This window comes from Allobrachymonas wangyanguii (assembly GCF_045055315.1).
In the GTDB taxonomy this organism is placed as follows: Bacteria; Pseudomonadota; Gammaproteobacteria; order Burkholderiales; family Burkholderiaceae_C; genus Brachymonas; species Brachymonas wangyanguii.
Genome location: NZ_CP173677.1, coordinates 956,702 through 970,219, shown reverse-complemented (window position 1 = coordinate 970,219; position 13,518 = coordinate 956,702). Strand labels below are relative to the sequence as shown.

The 13,518-nt window shown below is 64.6% G+C and carries 17 protein-coding genes; 3 read left to right on the top strand and 14 right to left on the bottom strand.

Going from position 1 to position 13,518, the window contains the following annotated elements:
* Positions 1-80: 80 nt before the first annotated feature.
* The 13 genes from ACI3EV_RS04610 to ACI3EV_RS04550 all read right to left on the bottom strand — a co-directional run bounded on the left by ACI3EV_RS04610 (position 81) and on the right by ACI3EV_RS04550 (position 11,435).
* The gene (locus tag ACI3EV_RS04610) at positions 81-1,694 is read right to left on the bottom strand and encodes a DegQ family serine endoprotease (protein ID WP_329770160.1); all 1,614 of its coding nucleotides are present in this window, start codon (positions 1,692-1,694) and stop codon (positions 81-83) included.
* Positions 1,695-1,848: 154 nt separating this feature from the next.
* Entirely contained in the window at positions 1,849-2,907 is a 1,059-nt protein-coding gene (locus tag ACI3EV_RS04605) for a MucB/RseB C-terminal domain-containing protein (protein WP_337690673.1), read from the bottom strand.
* 13 nt (positions 2,908-2,920) lie between these two features.
* Positions 2,921-3,622 carry a hypothetical protein gene (locus tag ACI3EV_RS04600; protein ID WP_329770158.1) on the bottom strand — a complete coding sequence of 234 codons (702 nt, stop codon included), beginning with the start codon at positions 3,620-3,622 and terminating at the stop codon, positions 2,921-2,923.
* Positions 3,623-3,641: 19 nt separating this feature from the next.
* The gene (rpoE, locus tag ACI3EV_RS04595) at positions 3,642-4,286 is read right to left on the bottom strand and encodes an RNA polymerase sigma factor RpoE (protein ID WP_405198039.1); all 645 of its coding nucleotides are present in this window, start codon (positions 4,284-4,286) and stop codon (positions 3,642-3,644) included.
* The gene (locus ACI3EV_RS04590; protein ID WP_329770157.1) at positions 4,283-4,819 is read right to left on the bottom strand and encodes a hypothetical protein; all 537 of its coding nucleotides are present in this window, start codon (positions 4,817-4,819) and stop codon (positions 4,283-4,285) included. The genes rpoE and ACI3EV_RS04590 overlap by 4 nt, the downstream gene beginning before the upstream one ends.
* A 53-nt stretch (positions 4,820-4,872) precedes the next feature.
* Positions 4,873-6,117 (bottom strand): beta-ketoacyl-ACP synthase II, encoded by a 1,245-nt coding sequence (gene fabF, locus ACI3EV_RS04585; RefSeq protein ID WP_337690676.1) that lies wholly within the window; start codon positions 6,115-6,117, stop codon positions 4,873-4,875.
* A gap of 215 nt (positions 6,118-6,332) precedes the next feature.
* Positions 6,333-6,572, bottom strand: coding sequence for an acyl carrier protein (gene acpP, locus ACI3EV_RS04580; protein WP_018714165.1), 240 nt, complete (start codon positions 6,570-6,572; stop codon positions 6,333-6,335).
* Positions 6,573-6,691: 119 nt separating this feature from the next.
* Positions 6,692-7,435 carry a 3-oxoacyl-ACP reductase FabG gene (gene fabG, locus ACI3EV_RS04575; RefSeq protein ID WP_337690678.1) on the bottom strand — a complete coding sequence of 248 codons (744 nt, stop codon included), beginning with the start codon at positions 7,433-7,435 and terminating at the stop codon, positions 6,692-6,694.
* Between the two features lie 29 nt (positions 7,436-7,464).
* Positions 7,465-8,415: an ACP S-malonyltransferase gene (gene fabD / locus ACI3EV_RS04570; RefSeq protein ID WP_337690679.1), complete on the bottom strand. Its 951-nt coding sequence runs from the start codon at positions 8,413-8,415 to the stop codon at positions 7,465-7,467.
* 87 nt (positions 8,416-8,502) lie between these two features.
* A complete protein-coding gene (locus tag ACI3EV_RS04565) occupies positions 8,503-9,480 on the bottom strand; it encodes a beta-ketoacyl-ACP synthase III (RefSeq protein WP_337690682.1) in 978 nt (325 codons plus the stop codon).
* A 115-nt stretch (positions 9,481-9,595) separates the two neighbouring features.
* Positions 9,596-10,672 carry a phosphate acyltransferase PlsX gene (gene plsX / locus ACI3EV_RS04560; RefSeq protein WP_329770152.1) on the bottom strand — a complete coding sequence of 359 codons (1,077 nt, stop codon included), beginning with the start codon at positions 10,670-10,672 and terminating at the stop codon, positions 9,596-9,598.
* 73 nt (positions 10,673-10,745) lie between these two features.
* The gene (gene rpmF, locus ACI3EV_RS04555; protein ID WP_018714170.1) at positions 10,746-10,928 is read right to left on the bottom strand and encodes a 50S ribosomal protein L32; all 183 of its coding nucleotides are present in this window, start codon (positions 10,926-10,928) and stop codon (positions 10,746-10,748) included.
* A gap of 216 nt (positions 10,929-11,144) precedes the next feature.
* Positions 11,145-11,435, bottom strand: coding sequence for a YceD family protein (locus ACI3EV_RS04550; RefSeq protein ID WP_405198038.1), 291 nt, complete (start codon positions 11,433-11,435; stop codon positions 11,145-11,147).
* Between ACI3EV_RS04550 and ACI3EV_RS04545 the strand changes: the two genes are divergently transcribed.
* The 3 genes from ACI3EV_RS04545 (at position 11,335) to ACI3EV_RS04535 (ending at position 13,147) form a co-directional block, all read left to right on the top strand.
* Positions 11,335-11,565 carry a hypothetical protein gene (locus ACI3EV_RS04545; RefSeq protein WP_405198037.1) on the top strand — a complete coding sequence of 77 codons (231 nt, stop codon included), beginning with the start codon at positions 11,335-11,337 and terminating at the stop codon, positions 11,563-11,565. The genes ACI3EV_RS04550 and ACI3EV_RS04545 overlap by 101 nt on opposite strands.
* A 182-nt stretch (positions 11,566-11,747) precedes the next feature.
* Positions 11,748-12,368 carry a Maf family nucleotide pyrophosphatase gene (locus ACI3EV_RS04540; protein ID WP_337690683.1) on the top strand — a complete coding sequence of 207 codons (621 nt, stop codon included), beginning with the start codon at positions 11,748-11,750 and terminating at the stop codon, positions 12,366-12,368.
* Positions 12,365-13,147, top strand: coding sequence for an SAM-dependent methyltransferase (locus ACI3EV_RS04535; RefSeq protein WP_337690685.1), 783 nt, complete (start codon positions 12,365-12,367; stop codon positions 13,145-13,147). Before ACI3EV_RS04540 ends, ACI3EV_RS04535 begins: the two co-directional genes overlap by 4 nt.
* 47 nt (positions 13,148-13,194) lie before the next feature.
* Here ACI3EV_RS04535 and ACI3EV_RS04530 read toward each other — a convergent pair whose 3' ends face one another.
* A complete protein-coding gene (locus ACI3EV_RS04530) occupies positions 13,195-13,488 on the bottom strand; it encodes an H-NS histone family protein (protein ID WP_329770148.1) in 294 nt (97 codons plus the stop codon).
* Positions 13,489-13,518: the final 30 nt, after the last annotated feature.

Genomic DNA, 13,518 nt, shown 5'->3' with positions numbered 1-13,518 from the left:
CTGCAGGCTGCGTTAGCCAGAACGCACTATTTTAGCGTTTTTGTGGCACTCTGCCCACCCGACTGTGCGCAAGCCTCGCATCAGCGCGCCTGCGGGCGGATCATGCCGTACTGGGCATAGCCATCACGCACGTAGAGCACGCTGACCGGGTGGTTTTGCGGCAGGGCCGAGACGGCGCGCGAGAAGCTCTCCACGCTGTCCACCGACTGGCGCCCCACCGACAGGATCAGGTCGCCGGCGCGCAAGCCAGTGCGTGCTGCCGGGCCGCCATCCGTCACGCTGCTGACCGCCACGCCGGGACGGCCACGCAGCTGCTGGCGTTGTGCCGACGTGAGCTCGCTCACGCTCATGCCCAAAGCCGCCACCGCCGTGGCTGCGCTATCGGCCTTCGGCTCCGCGCCACCCAGCAGGCCACGTGGCGTACCGGCCTCCTCGGCCTTTTCCACCGTCAGCGTCAGGTCCTGCGTGCTGCCGTTGCGCAACACGGTGATGCTGGCGCGCGTGCCGGGCTTGGTCTCGCCGACCAGGCGCGGCAGGTCGGCCGTCTTCTCGATGGTCTTGCCGTCAAAGCGCGTGATGATGTCGCCCTGCTGCACGCCCGCCTTGGCTGCCGGCGAATCGGCTTCGACATTGCGCACCAGCGCGCCCTGCTGGTTGGCCGGCAGGCCGAGCGAACTGGCCACTTCACGGTCCACATCGCCAATCATCACGCCGATACGGCCACGAGTCACGGTACCGGTCTGGCGCAGCTGGTCGGCAATGCGCATTGCCTCGTCGATCGGAATCGAGAAGGAAATGCCCATGAAACCTCCGGAGCGGGAATAGATCTGGCTGTTGATGCCGACCACCTGGCCGGCCATGTTGATCAAGGGGCCGCCGGAGTTGCCCGGGTTGATCGCGACGTCAGTCTGGATGAACGGCAGGTAGTCGCCGGTATCGCGCTGCTTGGCACTGACGATGCCGGCCGTGACCGAGTTTTCCAGGCCAAAGGGGGAGCCGATCGCCAGCACCCAGTCACCCACGCGCAGCTGTTCCACGTTGCCGATCTGCACCGCCGGCAAACCGGTACCGTCAATCTTCACCACGGCGACATCGGTGCGCTTGTCCTGGCCAACCACCTTGGCGCTGAATTCGCGCTTGTCCGGCAGCGTCACGATCAGGTTGTCGGCCCCCTCCACCACGTGGGCGTTGGTCATGATGTAGCCGTCAGGCGAAATGATGAAGCCGGAACCGATACCAGCCTGGCGCTCGCGTCCGCTGTCCGGGGCCGGCTGCGCACCACCACCTCCACGCGGCATGTTCGGGATCTCGATACCGAAGAAGCGGCGCAGCAACTCTTCCATCTGCGCTTCCGGCGAGCCGGGTACGGCTCCGCTGCGTGCGCTACGCACCTTTTCCATGGCGCGGATATTTACTACTGATGGCCCGACACGCTCGACCAGCGGCGCGAAATTGGGCAGGCCGGTGACCAGTGGCGGTGCCTGCAGCGTGGAAGCCGCCGGTGCCGGGGGTGCCACCACCACGGCCGGAGCCGCTTCGCTGGCCGACTGGCCCGACTGTTGCGCCGACGCCTGGTAGTTGCAGCCCAGCAGCGTCAGCGCCACACCGGCGCTCAGCGCCTGGCGTGCCAAGCCGGGCCAGCGCTTGCCGGCTGCCGCCTGGGCAGGGGTTTCGGTACCGTGGAATCGCTGCATGACATTTCTCCTCGAAAGCTCTATGTGGCCCTGCAGACGCGTGCGGCCTGCAGGCACCGGATCGCCATGACCGCCCTGCCCACGGCAGTGCGGCCACACATGGAATACTCCGCCACAGATGCGGTCGGCTGCAGCAGATTCAACGCCGCCAGTATCACGGTTTGCTACGTGCCAAACCGTCCAGCAGCGCCTGCAGCGCCGCTGCCGGCACCTCGCCTATGGCCGTGGCCAGTTGCCCGCCCGGGTAGCTGCGCGAGACAAAGCGCGTGGCACCACGCGCAGCCGGCTGTTGGCCCTTGCCAGCTTCCGCCGCCTGCAGGAACAACGAGATGCTGGACAGGCCATCGGAGAGCACGCACTGCGTCACCTTGCCGCCCAGGCCTGCTTGCGGCTGCCCCTTGTCACGCAGCGGCGGCCGCAGATAGCAATGCGTGATCGCATAGCCCGGCAGTGACCGCAGGCTCCAGCCCTGCTGCTGCGGCGTAGTCGTCTGCAATGCCTGCTGCTCGACGCGGTAGCCCTTGGTCTGCTCCATCATCTGTTGCAGCGTGGCGTATTGCAAGGGTGCCTGGATCTGCAAGTCGGAGAAGGCGACCTCGCGCAACATGCGTGCACGCTGGAAATCGGTGGCACCCGCCGGCAACTCCAGCAGCTGCCACTTCAGCAGCAGGCCGGATTTCTGCTCGCTCCAGAACCGGAAGCCGTGGCGCAAGCCATCTTGCGGCAGAAAGCCGACGATATCGGCCGTGTGGTTGGCCACGCGCTCCTGGCCCAGCTGGCGCGCCTGATAACGCGCCGCGCCCTGGGCCTGCTGCGCTGCCGGCAAGGGTTGCATGCCGGGGAACATCATGCCGCCACGCGGCAGGTTCGACTGCACCCGCACCAGTTTCTGATCATGCAGGAAGACACGCGAACCGCTGTCGGTGCGGAACATGCTGCGCGAATGGCCGGCCAGGTTGTCGACCCGCTCGATCTGGCGACCACCCTGCACCGCATGCCAGACACGCGCGCTGCGCAGATTGCCATTCGGGCCGGACACCGCCATGGTGCCGGCAAAACTGTTGCTGGCTGCGGCCTGCTGCCAGCGCTGCAGCCATTGCAGGCTGGAACGATCCTGGGCCGCATCGGCCTGTGCCGACCAGGCCCACAGCCCGGCTGATAGCGGCAGGCTGCCCAGCGCCAGTGTGCCGATCGCGGTACGACGTGTGACCATCACCCCCTCCTGCTCACTGCGTATAGCTGACCGTGCTCATGCTGGCGCCATCGCCCAGCAGCGCATAGTCGCCAAACTGGGCATGCGCCTGCAGCATGGCCTGGGTGTCCTGGTCCAGCGCCTCCTGCAGCGGGTCAGCCGGCAATGCGGCCGGTGCCGTGGCCACCACGGCAGGCGGCGGCATCTGGACCGCAGCCAGCACTTGCCCCTGGGCATTGGCTGGGTCGTGCTGCTGCAGGCCGACCAGGTTCCAGCCCAGCGCGGCCACCGCCAGCACCGAGGCAAAGCCGGCTGCCAGCTTCCAGCGCCAGACGCCCTCGTTCGCGGCCTTGCGCGGCAGCATGCGCACGGAGTCCATCCTGGGCAGGGCCGGCGGCGTGACCTTGTACGGTTGCTCCTGTTGCAGCACATCTTCCTGCAGGCTGCAGGCTTCCGTCTGTGCCAATGTCTGCTGCAGCTGCTGCATCCAGGCGCTGCCACCAACGCTATCGCCAGGCGATTGCGAGATCTCGTCATGGCGCAGCTGTTCGCCCAGCTGCTGCCAGCAGTCCCAGCAGTCGCGTCCTTCCTCCTGCGTGCCCAGCCAGTCCAGCAACAGCGTTTCGTCCACGCCGTCAGGCAGCGGCTCGCCATCCATCCAGGCCGACAAGGCCTGGGCCATGGTGGCCGTTTCCGGCAGGGAAGCAGAAATGATTGGGGTGCGCTCGCTCGTCATGATTCCATCCTTTGCCTGACTACCAGCGCTTGCCGCTGCGGTGCTCCAGCAGCGGCCGGATCTTGGCTGCCACCGCTTCGCGGGCACGGAAGATGCGGGAGCGCACCGTTCCGATCGGACAATCCATCAGTTCGGCAATCTCGTCATAGGACAGGCCATCAATCTCGCGCAGCGTCAGGGCGCGGCGCAGATCTTCGGGCAACTGCTCCATGGCCAGGTTCACCATCTGGGCGATTTCCTTGGCCGCCAGCAGGGCTTCAGGCGTTTCTTCCGTACTTGGTTCATGCTGGCGCAAGAAAGTTTCATCTTCTTCTGCATCGGACGGCTGCAATGCCGTCGCCGTGATCGGCTGGCGCTTCAGGTCCAGCAGCGCCTTGCGCGCCGTATTCATGGCAATCCGGTGCAGCCAGGTATAGAACTGCGCTTCGCCACGAAACTGGTGCAGCGCCTTGTAGGCCCGGATAAAGGTTTCCTGGGTGATATCGGGAATCAGGTCCACGTCGCGCACCATGCGCGCCACCAGCCGCTCGATGCGCTTCTGGTACTTGATCACCAGCAGTTCAAAGGCCTTCTGGTCGCCGGCCAGGGTACGTTGCACCAGCGCCCAGTCGACCTGCTGCTCGGGCGTACGCACGATCTCCGGCTTGGTGTCCGATTCGCTCACCGGCGCTCCCCATCAGCCGGCTGGCTGCGCTGCGACCAGTGCAGCACGGCGCGCAGCAGCGCCCAGTCGGCCGGTGCCATGACATTGCGCAACCATAGCCACTGGGCCGGCGCACGCGGCACGCCATGCAGGCGCACCAGCATGCCCCACTGCAGATCCAGTGCGATACGGCATTGCCAGGCCTGCGGGAGCGGGGTGTCGGATGCTTTCTGTTCGTCGATCGGCGCCGTCTGCAGTTGCTGCTGGCCGCGCGGAGCCGACAAGGGCTTGAAGGACCAGTGCTCGCCGGTCCAGTGCAACCAGCCCTGCGGCAGGCGCCGGTACCAGTGCCAGCCACGCCAGGCCATCAGCAACAGCCAGGCCCAGGCCAGTGCCCAGACAATACCCAGCCAATCAGGGGCGTTCTGCCAGCCCAGACGCCAGCTGGCCAACACGCTGGCAACCGTCATGCCCAACAGCAACAGCCCGGCTGCCAGCGCCGGATCGGTGCTGACCGGATACTGCATGGCAGGCGGGCGTCGGGTGCTACTCATGGGAATCGATCAGGCCTGCCGGCGCACATGCGCACAGCAGGCCGGCCGCGCGATCAGACGCGCTTGAACACCAGGGTGCCGTTAGTGCCGCCAAAGCCGAAGTTGTTCTTCACGGCCACGTCGATCTTCAGGTCGCGTGCGGTATTGGCGCAGAAGTCCAGATCGCAGTCCGGATCCTGGTCGTTCAGGTTGATGGTGGGCGGCACTTTCTGCTCGTACACGGACAGCGCGGTGAACACGCTCTCGACGCCACCGGCACCACCCAGCAGGTGGCCAGTCATGCTCTTGGTGGAGCTGACCACCATCTTGTAGGCGTGGTCGCCCAGCGCCGCCTTGATGGCGTTGCACTCGTTGACGTCGCCCAGCGGCGTGGACGTCCCGTGCGCGTTCAGGTAGTCAACCTGGTCGGCGTTGATGCCGGCATTGTTCAGGGCGGCCAGCATGGCGCGGCGCGGGCCGTCCATATTGGGCGCGGTCATGTGACCGGCGTCACCGCTCATGCCGAAGCCGGCGACTTCGGCGTAGATCCTGGCGCCGCGTGCCTTGGCATGCTCGTACTCTTCCAGCACCATCATGCCGGCACCCTCGCCCAGCACGAAGCCATCACGGCCCTTGTCCCAGGGACGGCTGGCGGCTTCGGGATCGTCGTTGCGGGTGGACAGCGCGCGCATGGCAGCGAAACCGCCAATGCCCAGCGGGCTCACGGTCGATTCGGAACCGCCAGCCAGCACCACGTCGGCATCACCGTATTCGATCAGACGTGCCGCCTGGCCGATGCAGTGCAGGCCGGTGGTACAGGCCGTGACGATGGCCAGGTTCGGGCCCTTGAAGCCAAAGCGCATGGACGCCTGGCCCGCCACCATGTTGGTGATGGAGGCCGGCACAAAGAACGGCGTGATGCGGCGCGGGCCGCGCTGCATGTACTCGGCGTGCGTGTCCTCGATCAGCGGCAGGCCGCCAATGCCGGAGCCCATGACGCAACCGATGCGCTCGGCCAGTTCCGGCGACAGCGCCTCACCCGTCGGCAGGCCGGCATCCTCGACGGCTTCCTGGGACGCAGCCAGGCCATAGTGGATGAAGGTGTCCATGGTGCGTGCTTCCTTGCTGGACAGGTACTTGTCCAGCTCGAAGCCCTTGACTTCACCGGCAATCTGGCAGGCAAAGGCCGAGGCATCAAAGCGGGTGATGCGGCCAATGCCGGAGCGACCAGCCAGCAGGTTGGTCCAGGATTCACTGACGGTGTTGCCCACGGGCGTCACGCACCCCAGGCCAGTAATCACGACACGACGACGGGTCATGGCAGTTCTCGCGCTAGTGCCTGCAAGCACCAGCCAACAGGCCGGTGCGCTTGCAGACGGTCAACAATACAAACAACTTGGCGCCCATCACTGGCTGCCGACAGCAGACTGAAGCCAGCCACTCGGCAAACCCGTGCATGAGCGCCATGAGAAAGAGCCCCGGCTGGCCAGCCCTGGCGGAATCATCCGCCGCGGCCGGCCGGGTCAGAGGCGGATCAGGCCTTCTGGTGCTCCTTGGCGTAGTCGATGGCGTTTTGCACCGTGGTGATCTTCTCGGCGTCTTCATCGGGGATTTCGATGCCGAATTCGTCTTCCAGGGCCATCACCAGCTCAACGGTGTCCAGGGAGTCAGCGCCCAGGTCAGCCACGAAAGCCTTTTCGTTGGTCACTTGCGCTTCTTCAACGCCCAGTTGTTCAGCAATGATCTTCTTGACGCGTGCTTCGATGTCGCTCATGGTTATCTCTATCTTGGTTAGTGGTAAACAGGTGGTGATTCTATCCGTTTGACGGGATTTTTCACAGACTGCCGGGAAATCCATTAATCGGCTCCCGCGCCTGCATGGATGATATCTTATCAGGCCATGAACATGCCGCCGTTGACGTGCAGTTCCTGACCGGTGATATAGCCATTGTCGGCAGCCGCCAGGAAGGCCACTGCGCGTGCCACGTCCTGCGGCGCGCCCAGCTGGCCCATGGGGATCTGCGCCATCAGCGCCTTCTGCTGCTCTTCGCCCAGTTCGGCCGTCATGTCGGTGGCGATAAAGCCCGGCGCCACGCAGTTGACGGTGATGCCACGGCTGCCCAGTTCACGTGCCAGGGCACGCGTCATGCCGGCCACGCCCGCCTTGGCGGCCGCGTAGTTGGCCTGGCCCGGGTTGCCGGAAGCACCGACCACGCTGGTGATGCTGACGATCCGGCCATGGCGCTGCTTCATCATCGGCTTGATGACGGCGCGGCTGACACGGAATACCGCCTTCAGGTTGGTGTCGAGCACGGCGTCCCAGTCCTCGTCCTTCAGGCGCATGGCCAGCATGTCGCGCGTGATGCCGGCGTTGTTCACCAGCACGTGCAGCGCACCATGTTCCTTGAGGATCTCGGCAATCAGCGCATCGACCGATGCCAGGTCATTCACGTCCAGCACGGCGCCGCGGCAGCCGGGGAAGGCGGCCAGCGCCTGGTTGATGCCGTCACGGCCCTTGTCGCTGGTAGCGGTGCCAATCACCAGGCAGCCAGCCTGCGCCAGCTCCTGGGCAATGGCGGCACCAATGCCGCGTGAGGCACCGGTCACCAGGGCAATACGGGGGGTAGAACTCGTCATGTCATGGACTCCTTGTCTCTTCGTGGGGCTCAGGCCGCTTGTTCCAGCAGGCTGCGCGCTTCGGCCAGGCTGGCCGGATCGAATACGGCTGCGCTGGCAATGGTGCCGTCAATGCGCTTGTTCATGCCGGCCAGCACCTTGCCGGGGCCGCATTCCAGTACGTGGTTGATGCCGCGCGCCTGGATCGCCAGTACGCACTCGACCCAGCGCACCGGGCCGAAGGCCTGGCGGTACAGGGCATCACGGATGCGCGCCGGATCGCTCTCGACGGCCACATCGATGTTGTTGACCACCGGGATCGTGGGGGCTGCCAGCTCGGTGGCGGCCAGCTTCTCGCGCAGGCGCTCCGCCGCCGGCTTCATCAGGCTGGAGTGGAACGGTGCCGACACCGGCAGCGGCAGTGCCCGCTTGGCGCCCATGTCCTTGAGCACCTTGCAGGCGTGCTCGACACCGGCCTTGCTGCCGGCAATCACGGTCTGCGCGGTATCGTTGAAGTTGACTGCCTCGGCGATTTCACCGGGCACTTCCTGCATCGCCTGGGCGCAGCCGACAGCGACCTGGTCCGCCGGCAGACCCAGGATCGCGGCCATGGCACCCTCGCCTACCGGCACGGCTTCCTGCATCGCCTGGGCGCGGAAACGCACCAGCGGCGCGGCCTGGGCCAGTGTCAGCACGCCAGAGGCCACCAGCGCGGAATATTCGCCCAGCGAATGACCGGCCACGACCGCCGGCTTCGGGCCGCCTTCGGCCAGCCAGGCGCGGTAGGCGGCCACACCTGCCACCAGCATCACCGGCTGGGTATTGGTGGTCAGCGCCAGCGCCTCCTTCGGGCCTTCCTGGATCAGGCGAGCCACGTCTTCGCCAAGGGCGTCAGAAGCTTCTTTCAGGGTCTCGGTCACGGCGGGGTGGTCACCCCAGGCATCGAGCATGCCAACGGATTGCGAACCCTGGCCGGGGAAAACAAATGCGAATTGCGTCATGTGATTCAAACAGGAAATGGTGCCGGCGCCCTTGGGCCGCCGGCAGGCAGGAAGATGCCTGGCAAGACTACACGCCAGGATGAAAAATCAGTACTTGACCAGTACGGAGCCCCAGGTGAAACCGCCGCCCACGCCTTCCAGCAGCAGGATCTGGCCCGGCTGGATCTGGCCCGAGCGCACGCCGGCATCGAGCGCCAGCGGGATCGAGGCAGCCGAGGTATTGCCCTGCTCTTCCAGCGTGACAATGACTTTTTCGGCCGGCAGGCGCAGCTTGCGCGCGGTACTCATCATGATGCGGATATTGGCCTGGTGTGGCACCAGCCAATCAATCTGTTCTTTTTCCATGCCGGCCTTGGCCAGCACGGCGCTTGCCGTTTTTTCGAGCAGGCCAACGGCCAGCTTGAACACCGCCTGGCCATCCATCTCGAGCAGCGGGCTGCCCATGATCTCGCCGCCGCAGACATGACCCGGCACCTGCAGGATCTCGCGGTAGCTGCCGTCGGCATGCAGGTCGGTCGCCAGGATGCCGGGCTGCTCGCCGGCTTCCAGCACGATGGCGCCGGCGCCATCACCGAACAGCACGCAGGTGGTGCGGTCATCAAAATTGAGGATGCGGGAGAAGATTTCCGTACCGATCACCAGCGCCTTGCGCGCCATGCCGCTGCGGATCATGGCGTCAGCCGTGGTCAGGGCATAGATGAAGCCGGTGCAGACCGCCTGCACGTCAAACGCCGGGCAGCCGGCAATGCCAAGCTTGTGCTGCACGATGCTGGCGGTTGACGGAAACACCATGTCGGGCGTGGAAGTGGCGACGATGATCAGGTCGACCTCGTCCGCCGTGGCACCCGCAGCGGCCAGCGCCTTGCGTGCAGCCTCCACCGCCAGATCGCTGCTATATGTGCCCTCATCGGCAAAATGACGGGCACGGATGCCGGTACGCGCGACGATCCACTCGTCGGAAGTCTCGACGCCACGCGCAGCCAGCTGTTCTACCAGCTGCTGGTTGGTCACGAGACGGGGGGGCAGGTAGCTGCCGGTACCGGTGATACGGGAAAACAAGGGCATGTTCTGATCTCGAAAAAATCGCCGTCACTGCCAGCCAGGCTGGGCACCCATGACGGAATAGTGGATCATTCTAGCGCCGCCCGGCGGGCCGCGCACCAGCCGGAAGCCGCATGCTTCAATGCGCAGCGGCTTCCTGCTGCGGCCACTGCAGCGTTGCCGCCTTGGCAATGCGCTGTTCCACGCGTGTCAGCAACGCGTGGCTGGCGGCTTCGTAGGCGGTCTCGAGCGCATAGCTGAACGCCACCTCGTCGGCCGAGCCGTGGCTCTTGAACACCAGGCCGCGCAAGCCCAGCAGTGCCGCGCCGTTGTAGCGACGGTGGTCGACGCGACGCTTGAAGCTGGCCAGCACCGGATAGGCGACCACGGCAATCAGCTTGGTGAAGATATTGCGCGAGAACTCCTGCTTGAGCAGGTTGGCTACCATGGACGCCAGACCCTCGCTGGCCTTGAGCGCCACGTTGCCAACAAAGCCGTCACAGACAACGATATCGGTGGTGCCCTTGAAGATGTCGTTACCCTCGACGTTGCCGTAGAAGTTGAGCACGCCGGCGTTGCCCGCTGTGCGCAGCAGCTCGCCGGCCTTCTTGACCACTTCGCTGCCCTTGATCGCTTCTTCGCCAATATTCAGCAGGCCGACCGTGGGAGATTGGTTGTTGAGCTGCACCGACACCAGGGCCGAGCCCATGATGCCGAACTGCAGCAGGTGCTCGGGCGTGCAGTCCACATTTGCACCCAGATCCAGTACCGTGGTGGCACCGCCCTGCCCATTGGGCATCTGCGTGGCAATGGCAGGACGGTCAATACCGGGAATGGTCTTGAGCACATAGCGCGCCACGGCCATCAGGGCGCCGGTATTGCCAGCCGATACGGCGGCCTGCGCCAGGCCGTCCTTGACCTGCAGGATCGCCACGCGCATGGACGAATCCTTTTTCTTGCGCAGTGCCACCTCGACCGGATCATCCATGGTGACGACCTCGGTCGCCGGCACAATGCGGGTTCGCGACTTGACGGCGGCGGCCCCCTTGGTCCGGCCCCACTGCGCCTCGAGCACCTCAGGCTGACCAACCAGCAGCAGCTGGACATCAGGATGGGACTCCAGAAAACGCACACAGGCGGGCAAGGTAATCGCCACGCCATGATCGCCCCCCATGCAATCGACTGCCAGGGTCACCGCTTGCGTTGAATCCGTCATCTTTGAGCTACCGCGCCAGAAAAAGAAAAGCCCGAGGCTGCAAGAGCGTCGGGCCCTGTCATCAGACCTGGAATCAGGCTTCGGACTTGTTCTTCAGCACCTGACGGCCACGGTAGAAACCGTTGGGGCTGATGTGGTGGCGCAGGTGCAGTTCACCGGTGGTCGGCTCCGTGACGACGTTGGGTGCCGTCAGGGCGTTGTGGGAACGGTGCATGCCGCGCTTGGAAGGAGATTTCTTGTTTTGCTGAACGGCCATGGTCCGCTCCTCTGAAAAAGTTGAATGGAATAACGGGGTTTGCCGGCATGACTGCGCCATGCGCCATGTGATCATGGCCGGACCCTCGCGATCCCGGGCGTTTTTGCCTGCAGTTTGCCGATACCGGACGAACCAGATCGGCAGTAAGAGAAAGATTATAGCTGAATTTATGCGGCAGCGACAAGTCAGTGTGTGCCAGTCACGCCACGCCCCTGCTCAGGACTTCGGTTTTTTCAGCGCCTCGAGGGCGGCAAACGGATTCGGCTTCTCGGCTTCTTCCTCGCGGAAATCTGCTGTTTGCACCTGCATGCGCGGCGCCTGCGGGCAAACCTCATGACGTGGCGCCACCGGCAGCTCCATCAGCAGCTCGTCCTCGATCAGGGCCTGCAGGTCAAAGTCGCGGCTGATGACGAGTACATCATCTTCCAGTTCGTCATCCAGCATTTCGGCCGTGGCCTCATCCTGTACAAAACGGAAACGGCGCGATATTTCCAGGCGTTGGCGCATCGGCTCCAGGCAGCGCTGGCACTGCATCGGCAACTCTGCCTCGGCCTCCAGTTCGAGCCAGATTTCCGGACTGCCGCCGAGCACCGGCACCATGCTGCCCTGCGCCTGCCAGCGCACCGGCGTCATCTGATCGCCGTCCTGCACCACATCGGCCAGCCGCGGGTAATGCGACAATACCGTCTCTTCGGCAAGGCGCGCGCCAGCCTCGGCAAATGCCGTGATGTCCAGATGCCGCGCTGAAAATGGCGGCGCTGCGCGTGATCCGCCCTGTTGTTTGTCCGTAGCCATGCCCACAGTGTAAAAGAATCTGCCATGTCCGACGCTGTCTTCCCCTACATCATCCTTGCTTCCACCTCGCCCTATCGCCGCGAACTGCTGCAGCGCCTGCGCATTCCCTTTGAGACGATCTCGCCCCAGGTGGACGAAACCCCGTTTGCCGACGAACAGCCGCGCCAGCTGGCACGCCGCCTGGCCGAAGCTAAGGCGCGTGCCGTGGCCGAGCTGCATCCCGATGCCGTGGTGATCGGCTCTGACCAGGTGGCGGACCTGCATGGCAAATCGCTGGGCAAACCCTTGCAGCACGATCGCGCCGTGACCCAGCTGCGCGCCATGCGCGGCCAGACCGTGGTGTTCCATACCGCGGTCGCCGTGGTCTGCCTGGCACGCCAGCACACCGAGGTCGATGTGGCGCAGGTCAGCGTCACTTTCCGCGATGTCGATACCGGCATGAGTGACGAGGAGATCGAATCCTATCTGCGCCTGGAGCAGCCCTACGACTGCGCCGGCAGCGCCAAGAGCGAAGGCCTGGGCATCGCCCTGCTGGCACGCATCCAGAACGATGACCCGACCGCGCTGATCGGCCTGCCGATGATCAAGACCTGCAGCATGTTGCGCGCCGCCGGCGTGCCGCTGCTGACCGGAGCGCGTGCATGAGCCGCACCGGCCACCTGTTCCTCTGCCCGGCACCGCTGGATTTTGGCTGCGAGCCACCGCTGCCAGCTATCACCGATGTGCTGCCGGCGGGCACGCTGCAGGCCATGGCCGGCCTGCAGTACTGGGCCTGCGAAAACGCCAAGACGCTGCGCCAGTTGCTCAAGCGCGTGGATGAAGTGGCACCGTTGCAACATGCGCTGCAGGAACTGCAGATCAGCGTGCTGCCACGCGACATGCACAAGAAAGGCGACCACGCTGGCGGGTCCACCCGCTCCTGGAAGCAGGAAGCGCTGCAACTGCTGCAGCCTGCGCTGCAAGGCCATGACATGGGTCTGGCCAGCGAAGCCGGCATGCCGGCCGTCGCCGATCCAGGATCGTCGCTGGTACGCGCCGCGCATGAAGCCGGCATTCAGGTAGTGCCACTGTCCGGCCCCAGTTCGATATTGCTGGCTCTGGCGGCCAGCGGCCTGAATGGCCAGAATTTCGCATTTATCGGCTATTTGCCGCAGGATAACACGGCGCGCGAGAAACGTTTGCGTGAATTGGAGAATGTTGCACGCAAAACTGGTCAGGCCCAACTGTGGATTGAAACGCCTTATCGCAACGCCGTGATGCTGGAGCAGGTATTGCGCACGCTCTCTCCCGATATGGTGTTGTGCGTGGCACACGGATTAACCTTGGCCAGCATGGGTATCCTTTCTGCAACAGTGTCGCGCCACCGACAATCACCTCCCGTATTGCCCGCCAAAGTCCCTGCCATTTTTGGCATTGGCCCATAAAAAAACGCCATGCAGATGCATGGCGTTTTCATGAGACATTCAGACGGTCAGATCAGATAATCATCGCGGTTCTTGTCCTGGATCCACTTCGGCGGCTTGCCGCGGCCGGTCCAGGTGGCACCGGTAGCGGGATCGCGGTATTTGGGAGCGACCTTGCTGCCAGCAGTCAAGCCAGCGCGGGCACGGGTGCGGCCACCGAACAGGTCGGCTTCGGTCAGGTCGTATTGGGCAATCAGTTCACGGCATTGCGCCACGGCAGCAGCAGTCTGCTCCTTGCGCGCTTGCTGGATCTTCAGCTCCAGCGCTTCCTTTTGCTGCATGAGTGCTTGCAGAGATTCCATTTCAACTCCTGATAAGGAAAAGACAGATAC

Bases quoted from the DNA above. Each gene is read 5' to 3' on its own strand.
- ACI3EV_RS04610 (WP_329770160.1), bottom strand. From the start codon at position 1,694: ATGCAGCGATTCCACGGTACCGAAACCCCTGCCCAGGCGGCAGCCGGC.
- ACI3EV_RS04605 (WP_337690673.1), bottom strand. From the start codon at position 2,907: ATGGTCACACGTCGTACCGCGATCGGCACACTGGCGCTGGGCAGCCTG.
- ACI3EV_RS04600 (WP_329770158.1), bottom strand. From the start codon at position 3,622: ATGACGAGCGAGCGCACCCCAATCATTTCTGCTTCCCTGCCGGAAACG.
- ACI3EV_RS04590 (WP_329770157.1), bottom strand. From the start codon at position 4,819: ATGAGTAGCACCCGACGCCCGCCTGCCATGCAGTATCCGGTCAGCACC.
- fabF (WP_337690676.1), bottom strand. From the start codon at position 6,117: ATGACCCGTCGTCGTGTCGTGATTACTGGCCTGGGGTGCGTGACGCCC.
- acpP (WP_018714165.1), bottom strand. From the start codon at position 6,572: ATGAGCGACATCGAAGCACGCGTCAAGAAGATCATTGCTGAACAACTG.
- fabG (WP_337690678.1), bottom strand. From the start codon at position 7,435: ATGACGAGTTCTACCCCCCGTATTGCCCTGGTGACCGGTGCCTCACGC.
- fabD (WP_337690679.1), bottom strand. From the start codon at position 8,415: ATGACGCAATTCGCATTTGTTTTCCCCGGCCAGGGTTCGCAATCCGTT.
- ACI3EV_RS04565 (WP_337690682.1), bottom strand. From the start codon at position 9,480: ATGCCCTTGTTTTCCCGTATCACCGGTACCGGCAGCTACCTGCCCCCC.
- plsX (WP_329770152.1), bottom strand. From the start codon at position 10,672: ATGACGGATTCAACGCAAGCGGTGACCCTGGCAGTCGATTGCATGGGG.
- rpmF (WP_018714170.1), bottom strand. From the start codon at position 10,928: ATGGCCGTTCAGCAAAACAAGAAATCTCCTTCCAAGCGCGGCATGCAC.
- ACI3EV_RS04545 (WP_405198037.1), top strand. From the start codon at position 11,335: ATGACGAGTACATCATCTTCCAGTTCGTCATCCAGCATTTCGGCCGTG.
- ACI3EV_RS04550 (WP_405198038.1), bottom strand. From the start codon at position 11,435: ATGCGCCAACGCCTGGAAATATCGCGCCGTTTCCGTTTTGTACAGGAT.
- ACI3EV_RS04540 (WP_337690683.1), top strand. From the start codon at position 11,748: ATGTCCGACGCTGTCTTCCCCTACATCATCCTTGCTTCCACCTCGCCC.
- ACI3EV_RS04535 (WP_337690685.1), top strand. From the start codon at position 12,365: ATGAGCCGCACCGGCCACCTGTTCCTCTGCCCGGCACCGCTGGATTTT.
- ACI3EV_RS04530 (WP_329770148.1), bottom strand. From the start codon at position 13,488: ATGGAATCTCTGCAAGCACTCATGCAGCAAAAGGAAGCGCTGGAGCTG.